Source organism: Pseudomonas sp. B21-031, from assembly GCF_024748985.1.
GTDB lineage: Bacteria > Pseudomonadota > Gammaproteobacteria > Pseudomonadales > Pseudomonadaceae > Aquipseudomonas > Aquipseudomonas kermanshahensis.
In genome coordinates this window covers 4885384-4899232 of the sequence record NZ_CP087181.1, presented here as the reverse complement: position 1 = coordinate 4899232, position 13849 = coordinate 4885384, and the positions used below count along the sequence as shown (strand labels likewise).

Genomic DNA, 13849 nt, shown 5'->3' with positions numbered 1-13849 from the left:
AAGCCTGCACGCCTCTTCGCAGCACAAGGCTGCGCGTACCCGATCACATCCGTGGGTAGTCGATATACCCCACCGGCCCCTTGCTATAGAAGGTTTCCGGGTGTGCCTGGTTCAAGGGCGCATCCGCCGCCAGGCGCGCTGGCAGGTCTGGGTTGGCAATGAACGGCACGCCGAACGCCACGGCATCCGCCTTGCCAGTGGCCAGCGCGGCATTGGCAGTGGCCTTGCTGAAGCGCTCGTTGACGATGTACGGGCCACCAAAGGCCTCTTTGATCAGCGTGCCGATGCTGTCGTCCGCTTCCTTCTCCCGCGAGCAGATGAAGGCGATGCCGCGCTTGCCCAATTCGCGTGCCACGTAGGTAAAGGTTTCGGCACGGTCAGCGTCGCCCATGTCGTGTGAATCGGCACGCGGCGCCAGGTGCACGCCTACGCGGTTGGCCCCCCACACTTCAATGGCGGCGTCAGTGACTTCCAGCAGCAAGCGTGCGCGGTTTTCCAGCGAGCCACCGTAGCGGTCGGTGCGCTGGTTGGTGCTGCTTTGCAGAAACTGATCGAGCAGGTAGCCATTGGCACCGTGGATCTCCACACCATCGAAACCTGCGGCCTTGGCGTTTTCGGCGCCGCTGCGGTAGGCCTCGACGATGTCGCCGATCTCTTCGGTTTCCAGCGCACGCGGGGTCGGGTAGTCGCTGAGCGGGCGCACCAGGCTGACATGGCCCTTGGGCTGGATCGCGCTGGGGGCCACCGGCAGTTCGCCGTTCAGGTAGCTGGGGTGAGAAATGCGGCCGACATGCCACAGTTGCAGGAAGATGCGCCCGCCGGCGCCATGCACGGCCTTGGTGACATTGTTCCAGCCACGCACCTGTTCGTCGTTCCAGATGCCTGGGGTGTCTGGGTAGCCGACCCCCATCGCCGAGACCGACGTCGCCTCACTGAGGATCAGCCCGGCGCTGGCCCGTTGCACGTAGTACTCGGCCATCAGTGCGTTGGGCACCCGGCCTTCATCGGCGCGGCAGCGGGTCAGCGGGGCCATGATGATGCGGTTGGGCAGTTGCAGGTCGCCCAGCGTGATCGGGTCGAAGAGCGTAGTCATGCGGTTTCCTTTTCAGAGCGCTTGGCTCAACTGTGCGAGGAAGGCCTGAATGGTCTCCTCATTGCGTTTGAAGAAGTGCCATTGGCCGATCTTCTGGCTGCTGATCAGGCCGGCGCGCTGCAAGATGGCCAGGTGAGCAGAGACGGTCGATTGCGACAGGCCGCAGCGTTGGTCGATCTGCCCGGCACAGACACCGTGTTCGGTGCTGTGGTGCTGGTCAGGAAACTGCGTTGCCGGGTCCTTCAGCCAGTCGAGGATTTCTCGCCGGACCGGGTGGGCCAGGGCTTTTATTATGTCGTCTAGATCGAGGGGCATGGGGTGTGGCTCATGGTGAAGCGGTCGATTGACTGTAAATCGGTATTTCGCGATATACAAATATGAAGAGGTTCTGAGCTGAGCACCAATCGCTATATCGTGTTATGACGATATAGGCGTTGGCGGTGCTAGACTGACGCCATGAACTACCTCGCACACTTGCACCTCGGCGGCCCCGCGCCGCAGCAATTGCTCGGCAGCCTGTATGGCGATTTCGTCAAGGGCTCGCTGGAAGGGCGCTTTCCTCCGGCGCTGGAAGCCGCTATCCGGCTGCACCGGCATATTGACAGCTACACCGACCGTCATCCGCTGGTGCTGGCCGCGCTGGCGCGGTTCCCTGTTCAGCGGCGGCGGTTTGCCGGCATTGTCCTGGATGTGTTTTTCGATCATTGCCTGGCGCGGCATTGGGCCGACTATGCCCAGCAGCCGTTGGCGCAGTTCACCGGTGATTTCTATCGGGTGCTGCTGGCGGAGCCTGAGTTGCCCGGGCGCCTGGCGCGCATTGCGCCGTTTATGGCGGCGGATGACTGGCTGGGGGCGTATGGCGATTTTGCGACCCTGGAGCAGGTGTTCAACGGCATTGCGCGGCGGTTGTCGCGGCCGGAGGGGATGGCTGGCGTGATGCCTGAACTGGAGCGGTTGTATGAGCCGCTGATGGCGGACTTTCGCGAGTTTTATCCGCAGTTGCAGGCGTTTGCGGTGGCCGAGCGGGTGTCTGGCAGCTGATTCTATTCGCCTGTTCCGGCCCTATCGCCGGCAAGCCAGCTCCCACAGGTTGGACTGCCCCCAGAAAGTTGGACAGTTTCAGCTAGCAGCCTGAGCCCTGTAATCAACGGGGCTCAGGCCGTTCAGCCTTAGCTTGATGCGGTCATGGTTGTAGTAATGAATGTACTCATCCAGACCCGCCTTCAGTTCTTCGACGCTTTCAAATCGCTTCAGGTGGAAGAACTCTGACTTGAGCGTACCAAAGAAGCTTTCCATGGCCGCGTTGTCCAGGCAATTTCCTTTACGCGACATGCTCTGTTTTACGCCGCGCTGATAGAGCTTGTGACGATACTGAGGCTGTTGATAGTGCCAGCCCTGATCCGAGTGCATCACCAGCTTTGGCGTCTCGCCCAGCTTCTTAAGCGCCTTGTCCAGCATGTTTCCAACCAGGCTATAACAGGGCCGGCTGGCCATTTCGTATGCCACGATCTCGGCGTTGTACAAGTCCATGACGGGTGAGAGGTAGAGCTTTTGCTCGGCGACCTTGAACTCGGTTACATCGGTTACCCATTTCTGGTTGGGCCGTTGAGCCACGAAGTTACGCTCTAAAAGATTCATTGCTACTTTGCCCACTACGCCCCGGTAGGAACGGTATTTCTTGGGCCGCACGACCGATCTCAGGTCTAGCTCAGCCATCAACCGCTCAACGACCTTCTTGTTAACCAGGGTCCCGTTGTTTCTGATCACGAGCGCCACGCGTCGATAGCCATACAGCTTTTTGTGCTCGTGATAGACACGCTGTATCTGCTCTTTGAGCTCAGCATGCTTGTCCGGCTTCTGTTGGCTTTTGAGCTGGTAGTAGAAGGTGCTGCGCGCCAGCCTGACCATCCGCAGAAGGTCAGGTAGAGGAAATCTGCGCTTGAGCTTGCAGACGATCAGGACTTTTTCGTCTGTATTCGCTCCTTCTCCTCGCGCATAGCTTTGAGCTCCTTTAGGACAGCGTTCTCCATGCGCAGGTATTCGAGCTCAGCCAGCAGCTGCTCGCGGGGCTTTTGCGCGTCATCGGTATCAGTGGGCTCGACTGGCTTAATTTTCTTTGGCACGTGAGTAGGCTTTCTTGGTTTGGCGGCAGTAGGCGCTGCGGGGCTACCACTGTAGTACCGTCGTTGCCAAATGCCTATCTGCGAAGACTGTCCGAGATCAAAGTGGGCGGCTGTTTGGCGCAAAGAGAGCCGATGTTCATGCATGTACTTCAACACCCGGTGCTTGAACTCTTCGCTGTAACGCCGGCCGTGAGGACGTTGGCCGATGCTGGAGTCGGCTTGGTGGCTGGCCACCCAGCGCCTCAGCAGGCTGAAATCGATGCCAAAGTGGCGAGCCACTTTTCGGAAGCCGTCGCTGCCATCAAGGTAGGCTGCAATCGCCTTGAGCTTGAACTGCTCGGTGTACTTGCCCATAGATCCCCCAAGGGTTGGATTGGTGTCCAACTTCTTGGGGGCAGTCCAGGTTGAGCAACAGCTTCAAGGCCTGTGGAGTGCCTGTGGGAGCTGGCTTGCCGGCGATAAGGCCAGTACTGACAGCACATAAAATCTAGGCAGCCCGCGCCTGCCGCCGTGGCACTTCTTCAACCCCGAACAGCGCCATGTGAATCGCCTGCTGCGCCTGCAACGCCAGCACCGCCCGTTCCTTGCCCACGCTGCCGACAGGTGGCAGCAGGTTAATGCACACCTCGCCCCGTGGCTGGGCAAACAGGCGCATCAGGTGCGACACCAGGTCATCATCGCCAATGAACGGCGCAATCGGGTCTATCTGGCCATCACGCAAATACTGGATAGCCACCGGCTGCACCGCCACGCCGCAGTCGATGGCACCTGCCAGCAGGCGGCCATGGAAGGTGCGCAAGATGCGACCGCTGGTCGTGGTGCCTTCAGGGAATATCAGCAGCGGCCGGGCCAGCCCCAGTTGCCCGGCGATCTGTTCGCGCAGGCGCTGGCTGTCACCCCCGCCACGGCGAATGAACAGCGTGCCGGCTTTTTCCGCTAGCCAACCTGCCACCGGCCAATGACGCACCTCGGCCTTGGACAGGAACGACAGCGGCAGCAGCATGCCGAGCAGGGGGATATCGGTCCACGAGACATGGTTGCTGACCCACAGCATCGGCCGCTGCGGCAGCTCGCCCACTACCCGCACGTCGAAGGGCAAGGCTGCCACCAGGCGTTTCATGAACCAGCAGCTCCAGCGTTGCCGGCGCTCGATCGAAGCCGTCAAGCCTACGCGTTCGCCAAGGGCGATCACGCTGGCCATCAGCAGGCCGAGCAGCAGCACTAGCATCAGCCGTGTCAGGCGGGCGAGTACCCGCAGCTTCAGCATCAGACCGCCGCCTTGAAGTGGCGGGCGTAGCGTGGGCAGAGGTCGTCGCGCTTGAGCAGGATGAACACGTCGGCGACCTGGAAGTCCTCATCCCAGCAGGGTTCGCCGCAAATCTTCGCCCCCAGGCGCATGTAGGCCTTGAGCAGCGGTGGCATTTCGGCGATGACATTGTTTGGCAGGGCCAGCTTCGGCAGCGGGTTTTTAGGCTCGGCGCGCAGGTGCTCGTTGCACAGGTAGCGTTCGCGCAGGCGCTGCATGACCGCATGGGCCTGCACGCCACCGTCCTGCATGGGGATGCTGGCGCACCCCATCAGGTAGCTGTAGCGCCCTTCATTGAGCACTTCGGCCAGCTCGCCCCAGAGCACGGCGATGGTGCCGCCGTTGCGGTATTCGGCGGCCACGCAGGTGCGGCCCAGTTCAAGAATCGGCCCTTGCAACTGCAACAGGCCGTGCAGGCTGAACTCTTCTTCGCTGTAGAAACGGCCAAGGCTGCTGGCAGCCTGGTGGTCGAGCAGCCGGGTGGTGGCGACCAGTTCGCCGGTGCTCAGGTCGCGCACGCCGATGTGGCGGCAGTGCGGGTCATAGTCATCCATGTCCAGACCGTGTTCGGCACCCTTGAGTTTGGCCTTGAATTCTGCGCTGAACACTTTATAGCGCAAGGCCTGGGCTTCCTGCAGGGCCGTGGCGCCGACCAGGCGTTCGGCTTGCAGACGGCGTTCAGTGCTGTTGTCGCCGGTGTGAGCGATCCGAGTCATTACGAGTCTCCATAAGCCAGCCATGAAGGGTTGCGGCCGGTCGGCTTTGTTGTGCAAAGTCAGCCTAGGTAGACGGGGTGTCACCCCTGTGAATCTTTGGTGATGCTTGCGTGACACCCGCCCTCAACCCCCCGCAAGGAGCTGCGTCCGATGGCCTGGCTACAACGACTCAACGACCCGCTGCGCCAACCTGTGGCCGGCACCCTGGGCGAAACCTACGCCGCGCTGCTCGAGCGCCTTGGCCAGGTTGCCCCGTTCGAATTGGCGGTGCTCGGCGGACGCGCGATGGCCACGCCTGGCCTGGCCTTTCTCGTCGGTTACCAGGCCGCCTTGCGCGTGCTCTGGCCCAGCGCGCCGGCCAGCCTCGGCGCCCTGTGCGCCACCGAGCGGCGCAGCGTGCGGCCGGCGGACATGCGCACGCGTATCGACGGGTTGCGCCTGACCGGCAGCAAGGATTTCGTTACCGCCGGGCTTGAGGCGGAATGGTTACTGGTGGCGGCGCGCAGTGAAGCGGCAGGCGAGGCACCACGTTTGAACCTGGCGGTGGTGTACCCGGGCGAGCCGGGGGTGACGTTAGAGGCGTTGCCGACCTTGCCGCTGATGCCCGAAGTCGGCCATGGCCGGTTGCTCCTGGAGCAGGCGGCGTGCGAATTGCTGGCCGGAGAGGGTTGGGATGCCTACGTCAAACCGTTTCGTTCGCTCGAAGACTTGTACGTACTTACCGGCTTGACGGCCTGGCTGTATGGCGTCGGCCAGGAGTGTGCGTGGCCACAGGCGTTGCGTTTGCGCCTGCTGAGCGTGTTGGCCGGGTGTGCCGAGGGCAGCCGTCAGTGTGCGGACAGTGTGGGTTGCCATTTGTTGCTGGCGGGGTTGTTTGCGCAGTTTCAGACGTTGCGCGCTGATATTGATGAGGCGTTGCTGGCTGGGCCCAAGCAGTGGGCGCAATTGTGGCAGCGTGATCAAGGGGTGATGGCGCTGGCTGCGGCAGCGCGGGAGAAGCGCCTGGCCAAGGCCTGGGCGGCTGCAGGATTGTCATAAAGGGCCGGCAGACTTGGGTGAACATTTGAATGTTGGGGCTGCAACGCAGCCCCATACTCTGTGAGCTCAAGATGGAAAAGGTCCTGCTGGCCCTGCTGTGGCTTGTCATGTCCTCGGCCCGCGCCGAACACTGGCCAGCCCCCGACTGGCAAACCGACCCTGCCCCCCTCGACTGGCAAGCCGTCGACGCCTACGCCTTCCCCGCTGACCGCAGCATCCATACCAATGCCCTGCTGATCATCCGCGACGGCCGCATTCTCTATGAACGCTACACCAACCCCACAACCGCCCATACCGCGCACCTCACCTGGTCCGTGAGCAAGAGCGTGCTGGCGACGCTGCTGGGTATCGCCCAAGGCGAAGGCCGTTTCCAACTGCAGGACCCGGTCGCGCGCTTCTATCCACCCATGCAAACCCACCCGGACGTGCGCCTGGCCGACCTGCTGCACTGGGCCAGCGGCCTGGACTGGCAGGAAGACTATGAGTACGCCCCGTTAAACTCCTCCGTGGTGGCCATGCTCTACACCCGCGGTCGCAAGGACATGGCGGCCTACACAGCGGCGCGGCCAGCGGCCCGCATACCAGGGCAGCATTTTTTGTATTCCAGCGGTGACAGCAACCTGCTGGCTGCAGCGTTACGCGGCATGCTCGATGCCGGGCAGTACCCCGACTACCCCTGGCAGGCGCTGTTTACGCCGCTGGGCATTCACAGCGCGGTGTGGGAGCGCGATGCTGCCGGGACCTATGTCGGCGCTTCGTACCTGTACCTCACTGCCCGGGATCTGGCGCGCATTGGCCTGCTGATGCAGCGCGAGGGGCGCTGGGGGGATCGGCAACTGCTGCCTGCAACCTGGGTCGCCTTCAATCGCACGCCATTTGCACCGGCCGAGCCAGTGCCGGGCGAAGCCAACCCGGGTGGGCACTGGTGGCTCAACGATGCGCAGGCCTGGCCGGATGCCCCCGCCGACACCTACGCTGCGCTGGGCCATTGGGGCCAGGCGCTGTACGTGTTGCCTAGGCAAAAACTGGTGATTGTCCGCTATGCCGATGACCGCGACGGCACCTACCAGCATGACCAACTGCTCAAGCGGGTGCTGGCGGCGCTGGCCGGGGAGGGCGCATGAGGCGGGCGCTGCGGGTGCTTGTGGCGCTGCTTGCCGTGTCGCTGGGCTGGAGCGCGTGGCAGGCGCGCCAGGCGCTGGCGGATTTCCCGGGCATTCTCTCGGCCTATTCGGCCAAGGAGTATTGCTCGTGCCGCTTCGTCATGGGGTTCGACCCGGCCTACTGCCGCGCCTACGTGAAACAGTGGCTGCCGCTGAGCCTGCTTGAAGAAAGCAGCGAGCAACGGCGCGTTACCGCCGAAGGCCTGGGCCGGCGTAACCAGGCTGCATGGCAGGGCATGCGCGAGGGCTGCCGCTTGCTGCCATGATGGCGGGCGGGTAAGGTTGCGGTCTTGTTTCACGAGATCTGTCATGTTCAAGTTGCCCCGTCTCCTGCCCGCATTGTTGCTGGCCCTATGCCTTCCCGCTCACGCCAACTGGCACCTCGATGGCGAGTCATCACGCCTGTCGTTCATTACCGGCAAAAACGGTGATACAGCCGAAGTTCATCGCTTTCTGGTGCTGCATGGCACGGTGGACCGCAAGGGGGCGGCTGGCCTGCGTATCGAAATGGATTCGGTCAGCAGTGGCATCCCGCTGCGCGACGAACGCATGCGCGACGGCCTGTTCGAGGTGGAGCGGTTCGCCGAGGCCACGGTAAAGGCACAGCTGGACCTGCGGCCGATCAACGACCTGGCCAACGGTGCGCAGATCGAACTGCGCTTGCCACTGACGGTGACGCTGCATGGCCAGTCCCACAGCTACAACGCCTTGCTGCTGGCCACACGGCTGGACGAGCGGCGCTTCCAGGTAGTGACCCTGGAGCCCTTGGTACTGCGCGCCGAGGATTTCGGCCTGGTGCCGGGCCTGGAGAGCCTGCGCAAGTTCGCTGGGCTCAAGTCCATCAACCCATCGGTACCGGTTAATGCGGTGCTGATCTTTACCGCCCGCTGACATGCCGGGGCCGGTCTTCCCCTGGCGGGATGGCAACCAGTTCGAACTGCTGATCGACGGCCCCGAGTTCTTTCCACGCATGCTCCAGGCGATCACGCGTGCCGAGTTCCAGGTCGACCTCGAACTGTATCTGGTCGAAGCGGGCGCGTGCGCCGATGCGGTGGTCGACGCGCTGGCACAAGCCGCCCGGCGCGGTGTGAGGGTGCGCTGCCTGTTTGATGACTATGGTTCGCTGGCCTTCAACAGCGCCTTGCGCCAGCGGCTGCTTGAGGCCGGCGTGTACCTGCGCTGGTACAACCGTCTGCGCTGGAAGCGTGGCCTGCGTAACCTCTACCGCGATCACCGCAAGCTGCTGCTGGTGGACGAGCGCTGGGCGGCGGTGGGCGGCACGGGTGTCACCGATGAATTCTGGACGCCGGGCACCGCTACCAGCGAATGGCATGAGGTGATGGTGCAAATAGAAGGCCCTGTGGTCACCGACTGGCAACTGCTGTTCGACCGCCAATGGCACGCCAACAACCGCCGCACCGCCTGGCGGCCGGCTGAAGGCTTTGGCCTGCCACGCCTGCCCAAGGTGCCAGCACAAGGGCAGGGCATGGGCCGGGTAGCCTATGCCGACGCCCGTCAGCATCAGGACATCCTGCATGCATTGGTGCGTGCGCTGAACAGCGGCAAGCAGCGGGTCTGGCTGGCCACGCCGTATTTTCTGCCGACCTGGAGCGTGCGCCGCTCGTTACGCCGCGCAGCCAGCAAGGGCCTGGACGTGCGCTTGTTGCTGACCGGGCCGCGTACCGACCACCCGTCGGTGCGCTATGCCGGGCATCGCTATTACCCACGTCTGTTGCGCGCCGGGGTGAAGATATTCGAGTACCAGCCGTGTTTCCTGCACCTGAAAATGGCCGTGGTGGACGACTGGGTCAGCGTCGGCTCGTGCAACTTTGACCACTGGAACCTGCGCTTCAACCTCGAGGCCAACATCGAGGCACTGGACCCGCCGCTGACCGCTGCCGTGGTGGCCAGTTTCGAGCGTGATTTCGCCTTGAGCGAAGAAGTCGACCTCGCTCACTGGCATGCCCGGCCGCTGTGGCGGCGGGTGAAACAGCGGGTGTGGGGGTGGCTCGACCGGCTGGTGGTCAACGTACTCGACCGCCGTGACTAAGAGCGACTATCGTGCAGTGACTGTTCACAGGCAATGGAAGGAGTGGATGTGATGACGGCGAAGAAGATTCTCATGCTGGTGGGTGATTACGTCGAAGATTACGAGGCGATGGTGCCGTTCCAGGCCCTGAGCATGGTGGGCCATACGGTGCATGCCGTGTGCCCCGAGAAGCTGGCAGGTCAGACCGTGCGCACTGCCATCCATGACTTTGAGGGTGAGCAGACTTACAGCGAGAAGCCGGGGCATAACTTTGCCCTGAACTATGACTTCGTGCGCGTGCGTGCCGAAAGCTATGACGCCTTGCTGATCCCCGGTGGCCGTGCCCCTGAATACCTGCGCTTGGATAACAAAGTGCTGGACCTGGTCAGGGCGTTCAACGAGGCGGGCAAGCCGATTGCCGCAGTGTGCCATGGGGCTCAGTTGCTGGCAGCGGCTGGCGTATTGGAAGGGCGCGAGTGCAGTGCTTACCCGGCGTGTGCACCGGAGGTGCGCTTGGCGGGAGGCACGTTCATTGATATCGCGGTGGACCAGGCGCACGTGGATGGCAACCTGGTGACTGCGCCGGCGTGGCCTGCGCACCCGGCCTGGCTGGCGGCATTTTTGAAGGTGCTGGGGACTCGCATTTCCTGAACCGGCCCATTCGCGGGCAAGCCCGCTCCCACAGGGTACCTGCTGTTTTTCAGTTCAGTGGAGCAGCTGTGGGAGCGGGCTTGCCCGCGAAAGGGCCCGTACAGGAAGCACAGCTGGAACAGCCTTAACCAACCTGCTCAACCCAGTCATTGAGGTTGTAGTAGTTGGTCACCCGGGCAATCTTGCCGCAGTGAATATAGAAAAACGCCCCTGCTGACAGCACATACGTCTGCCCATTGGCCGCGGGCAGCCCGTCGTCATCGGCGAGGTATTCGCCATGCACCGTGAACTCCGCCGCCGCCCGGCTGCCGTCGGCATTCTGCATCACCACGATATCGGCCAGGCGTTCGCGGTAGCAGCGGTTCATCTTGTCCATGAATGCGGCAAACCTGGCTTTGCCCATCTGCCGCTCGCCCTGGTTGATGTCGTGGATCACGTCTTCGCTGAGCAGGGCGAGAAAGCCTGGCATGTCACCGGCATTGAAGGCTGCGTAGTATGCATTTACCAGTTCGGTAGCGGTCATGGAACAATACCTGTCGTGTAGGGAAAAGGCGGAGCGTGGGTTCGGATGATAGGGTTTCCCCTCAAGCCCGGCTTAGCCGAGCGCGTCATCCACATCGACAAAACGACCGCCAAGCATGGAAATACGCCTGTTGCACGGCGCCGCTATCGCGCCTTACATCGATGACCTCGCTCGCCTGCGCCTGACCGTGTTCCGCGAGTTTCCCTACCTTTACGACGGCACGCCGGAGTATGAGGCCGACTACCTGTCTACTTACGCCCGCTCCGGGCGCAGCCTGGTGGTGCTGGCGCTGGACGCCGGCCGGGTGGTGGGTGCCGCCACTGGCCTGCCGCTGGTGGACGTTGCCGCCGAGTTCCAGCAACCGTTCCTGGCCCAAGGGCGTGACCCTGCCAGCGTGTACTACTTCGGTGAATCGGTCGTGTTGCCGGAGTACCGGGGTCAAGGCCTGGGCGTGCGCTTCTTTATCGAACGCGAGTCCTATGCCCACAAGCTCGCCGAATTCGACTATTGCGCCTTCTGTGCCGTCGAGCGCCCAGGCGTGCACCCCCGGCGGCCGGCCGATTACAGGCCCTTGCAAGGGTTTTGGCGCAATCGAGGCTTTCTGCACGACCCCTCTTTGCGCACCACCTATGGCTGGCGCGACCTGGATGAGCAGGAAACGTCCGAAAAGATCATGTCGTTCTGGCTCAAGGAACTGCCGATATGATCCGTCTGGCGGCCTGCCAGTACGCCATCGCGCTGCACAAGACCTGGGATGCTTATGTCGATCACCTGCAGCGCCTGTGCGCCGAAGCCGTGCAAGATGGCGCCCAGTTGCTGCTGTTGCCGGAGTACGCGGGCCTGGTGCTCAGCGGGCTGCTGCGCGAGGAGCAGCGGGGTGACCTAAAGGGTTCCATCGCCGGTATCCAGCCGTTGATCGAACCCTGGAAGGCCTTGTGCGAGCGCATTGCCCGGCGCTGGGGTATCTATCTGCAACCCGGCAGCCTGCCGGTGCAGGACAGCGATGGCCGCTTTCGCAATCGCGCCTGGCTGTTTGGCCCCGACGGTGTGCTCGGTTATCAGGACAAACTGATCATGACCCGCTTCGAGCGCGAGCAATGGGATATCGCGCCGGGCGAGGGGCTGAAGGTATTCGAGACCAAGCTTGGCAAGCTGGGCATTCTGATCTGCTACGACAACGAGTTTCCGATGCTGGCCCGGCACCTGGCTGAAGCGGGCGCCGACCTGATTCTGGCCCCCAGTTGCACCGACACTGAAGCCGGTTACAACCGGGTGCGTATCGGCGCCCAGGCCAGGGCGCTGGAAAACCAGATTGCCGTGCTGCAGAGCCCGACGGTAGGGCTGGCGCCGTGGTCGCCAGCGCTGGATGAAAACGTTGGGCGTGCGGGGTTGTTTGTACCGCCGGACCATGGGATGCCCGCAGATGGCGTGGTGGCGCTGAGTGATCAGCTCGACCCGGTCGGCAGCCAATGGCTGATGTGTGAGGTAGACCTTGAGGCCGTACGGCGGGTGAGGAAGGCGGGGCAGGTGTTTACCCGGCGCGACTGGCCAGAGCAGTTCGAGCGGATGCTGTAAATGAAAACGCCCGGCGGATGCCGGGCGTTTTCGATCAGGCCAGAAGCGAATTACTTCACTTCAACAGCCAGGCTTTCGGCAATCTTGCTCTGCCACAGCGCAGGGCCGGTGATGTGCACCGACTCACCGTTGCTGTCCACCGCGACGGTGACTGGCATGTCTTTGACGTCGAACTCGTAGATCGCTTCCATACCCAGCTCGGCGAAGGCCAGGACCTTCGACTTGCGGATCGCCTGGGCTACCAGGTAAGCGGCGCCGCCGACGGCCATCAGGTACACGGCCTTGTTGTCCTTGATCGCTTCGATGGCGGTCGGGCCTCGCTCGGACTTGCCGATCATGCCCAGCAGGCCAGTTTGCTCGAGGATCTGGCGGGTGAACTTGTCCATGCGGGTAGCGGTGGTCGGGCCGGCTGGGCCAACCACTTCGTCACCGACCGGGTCGACTGGGCCGACGTAATAGATGAAGCGGCCTTTGAGGTCCACTGGCAGTTCTTCGCCACGGTTGAGCATTTCGACCATGCGCTTGTGCGCGGCGTCGCGGCCGGTGAGCATCTTGCCGTTGAGCAGGATGGTCTCGCCTGGCTTCCAGCTGGCGACTTCTTCCGGGGTGATGTCGTCGAGGTTGACGCGGCGGGCGCTTGGGCCGGCTTCCCAGACGATTTCTGGGTAGGCGTCCAGCGACGGCGCTTCCAGCTCGGCTGGGCCGGAGCCATCGAGCACGAAGTGCGCGTGACGGGTGGCGGCGCAGTTCGGGATCATGCACACCGGCAGCGAGGCCGCGTGGGTCGGGTAGTCCATGATCTTGACGTCGAGCACGGTGGTCAGGCCGCCCAGGCCCTGGGCACCGATGCCCAGCTGGTTGACCTTCTCGAACAGCTCCAGGCGGATCTCTTCGATGCGGTTTTGCGGGCCGCGGGCTTTCAGCTCATGGATGTCGATGGACTCCATCAACACTTCCTTGGCCATGACCGCAGCTTTTTCGGCGGTACCGCCGATGCCGATGCCGAGCATGCCAGGTGGGCACCAGCCAGCGCCCATGGTCGGAACGGTCTTCAGCACCCAGTCGACGATCGAGTCGGACGGGTTGAGCATGGCCATCTTCGACTTGTTTTCCGAGCCGCCGCCTTTGGCTGCGACATCGACTTCGACCTTGTCGCCAGGGACGATCGAGTAGTGGATGACGGCTGGGGTGTTGTCCTTGGTGTTCTTGCGAGCACCGGCCGGGTCGGCCAGGATCGAGGCGCGCAGGACGTTTTCAGGCAGGTTGTAGGCGCGACGCACACCTTCGTTGATCATGTCGTCGACGCTCAGGGTGGCGCCGTCCCAGCGCACGTCCATACCGACGCGCACGAACACGGTGACGATACCGGTGTCCTGGCAGATCGGGCGGTGGCCAGTGGCGCACATGCGCGAGTTGATCAGGATCTGGGCGATGGAGTCGCGCGCGGCAGGCGACTCTTCACGCAGGTAGGCCTCGTGCATCGCCTGGATGAAATCGACGGGGTGGTAGTACGAGATGAATTGCAGGGCGTCGGCAACGCTCTGAATCAGGTCGTCTTGCTTGATCACGGTCATGCAGCGCGCTCCTCTTAAAGACGGGAACATTCGTAAAGGCCCTTCGACACTGCACACC

General features: G+C 62.9%; 16 protein-coding genes. 9 read left to right on the top strand and 7 right to left on the bottom strand.

The window, feature by feature from the left end:
• Window positions 1-43: 43 nt before the first annotated feature.
• Together LOY53_RS21840 and LOY53_RS21835 are read right to left on the bottom strand one after the other, a co-directional pair.
• Window positions 44-1093, bottom strand: coding sequence for an alkene reductase (locus LOY53_RS21840; protein WP_252825735.1), 1050 nt, complete (start codon window positions 1091-1093; stop codon window positions 44-46).
• A 12-nt stretch (window positions 1094-1105) separates the two neighbouring features.
• Window positions 1106-1408, bottom strand: a complete 303-nt coding sequence (locus tag LOY53_RS21835; RefSeq protein WP_027594057.1) for a helix-turn-helix transcriptional regulator — start codon at window positions 1406-1408, stop codon at window positions 1106-1108.
• 141 nt (window positions 1409-1549) lie between these two features.
• Between LOY53_RS21835 and LOY53_RS21830 the strand changes: the two genes are divergently transcribed.
• Window positions 1550-2134: an ACP phosphodiesterase gene (locus LOY53_RS21830; RefSeq protein WP_252825734.1), complete on the top strand. Its 585-nt coding sequence runs from the start codon at window positions 1550-1552 to the stop codon at window positions 2132-2134.
• Window positions 2135-2212: 78 nt separating this feature from the next.
• Here the strand turns inward: LOY53_RS21830 and LOY53_RS21825 are convergent.
• From LOY53_RS21825 to olsB, 3 genes are all read right to left on the bottom strand, one after another.
• Window positions 2213-3570 (bottom strand): IS3 family transposase gene (locus LOY53_RS21825; RefSeq protein WP_408981312.1). Its coding sequence is split into 2 segments (ribosomal slippage): window positions 2213-3094 and window positions 3097-3570, totalling 1356 coding nucleotides; the frame shifts between segments, so codons are not numbered across the junction.
• 133 nt (window positions 3571-3703) lie between these two features.
• Complete coding sequence (locus LOY53_RS21820) at window positions 3704-4483, bottom strand: lysophospholipid acyltransferase family protein (RefSeq protein ID WP_252825733.1); 780 nt, start codon at window positions 4481-4483, stop codon at window positions 3704-3706.
• The gene (gene olsB, locus LOY53_RS21815; protein WP_027594060.1) at window positions 4483-5238 is read right to left on the bottom strand and encodes an L-ornithine N(alpha)-acyltransferase; all 756 of its coding nucleotides are present in this window, start codon (window positions 5236-5238) and stop codon (window positions 4483-4485) included. Before olsB ends, LOY53_RS21820 begins: the two co-directional genes overlap by 1 nt.
• A 150-nt stretch (window positions 5239-5388) precedes the next feature.
• Between olsB and LOY53_RS21810 the strand changes: the two genes are divergently transcribed.
• The 6 genes from LOY53_RS21810 to LOY53_RS21785 all read left to right on the top strand — a co-directional run bounded on the left by LOY53_RS21810 (window position 5389) and on the right by LOY53_RS21785 (window position 10119).
• Window positions 5389-6276, top strand: coding sequence for an acyl-CoA dehydrogenase family protein (locus LOY53_RS21810; RefSeq protein WP_258703283.1), 888 nt, complete (start codon window positions 5389-5391; stop codon window positions 6274-6276).
• 71 nt (window positions 6277-6347) lie between these two features.
• Window positions 6348-7400, top strand: coding sequence for a serine hydrolase (locus LOY53_RS21805; RefSeq protein WP_252825731.1), 1053 nt, complete (start codon window positions 6348-6350; stop codon window positions 7398-7400).
• Window positions 7397-7705, top strand: a complete 309-nt coding sequence (locus LOY53_RS21800; RefSeq protein WP_252825730.1) for an amidase — start codon at window positions 7397-7399, stop codon at window positions 7703-7705. Before LOY53_RS21805 ends, LOY53_RS21800 begins: the two co-directional genes overlap by 4 nt.
• Window positions 7706-7748: 43 nt before the next feature.
• Entirely contained in the window at window positions 7749-8330 is a 582-nt protein-coding gene (locus LOY53_RS21795) for a YceI family protein (protein ID WP_099455211.1), read from the top strand.
• A gap of 1 nt (window position 8331) precedes the next feature.
• Window positions 8332-9489: a phosphatidylserine/phosphatidylglycerophosphate/cardiolipin synthase family protein gene (locus LOY53_RS21790; protein ID WP_085273617.1), complete on the top strand. Its 1158-nt coding sequence runs from the start codon at window positions 8332-8334 to the stop codon at window positions 9487-9489.
• A 48-nt stretch (window positions 9490-9537) separates the two neighbouring features.
• The gene (locus LOY53_RS21785; protein ID WP_252825729.1) at window positions 9538-10119 is read left to right on the top strand and encodes a DJ-1/PfpI family protein; all 582 of its coding nucleotides are present in this window, start codon (window positions 9538-9540) and stop codon (window positions 10117-10119) included.
• A 124-nt stretch (window positions 10120-10243) separates the two neighbouring features.
• Here LOY53_RS21785 and LOY53_RS21780 read toward each other — a convergent pair whose 3' ends face one another.
• A complete protein-coding gene (locus LOY53_RS21780; RefSeq protein ID WP_252825728.1) occupies window positions 10244-10642 on the bottom strand; it encodes a nuclear transport factor 2 family protein in 399 nt (132 codons plus the stop codon).
• A 115-nt stretch (window positions 10643-10757) separates the two neighbouring features.
• On the opposite strand from LOY53_RS21780, the gene LOY53_RS21775 reads away from it, so the two are divergent.
• A complete protein-coding gene (locus LOY53_RS21775) occupies window positions 10758-11348 on the top strand; it encodes a GNAT family N-acetyltransferase (RefSeq protein WP_258703282.1) in 591 nt (196 codons plus the stop codon).
• Window positions 11345-12217 carry a carbon-nitrogen hydrolase family protein gene (locus tag LOY53_RS21770; RefSeq protein WP_258703281.1) on the top strand — a complete coding sequence of 291 codons (873 nt, stop codon included), beginning with the start codon at window positions 11345-11347 and terminating at the stop codon, window positions 12215-12217. Before LOY53_RS21775 ends, LOY53_RS21770 begins: the two co-directional genes overlap by 4 nt.
• Window positions 12218-12267: 50 nt before the next feature.
• On the opposite strand, the gene LOY53_RS21765 is transcribed toward LOY53_RS21770, so the two are convergent.
• Window positions 12268-13791: a fumarate hydratase gene (locus tag LOY53_RS21765; RefSeq protein WP_027594070.1), complete on the bottom strand. Its 1524-nt coding sequence runs from the start codon at window positions 13789-13791 to the stop codon at window positions 12268-12270.
• Window positions 13792-13849 lie beyond the last annotated feature (58 nt).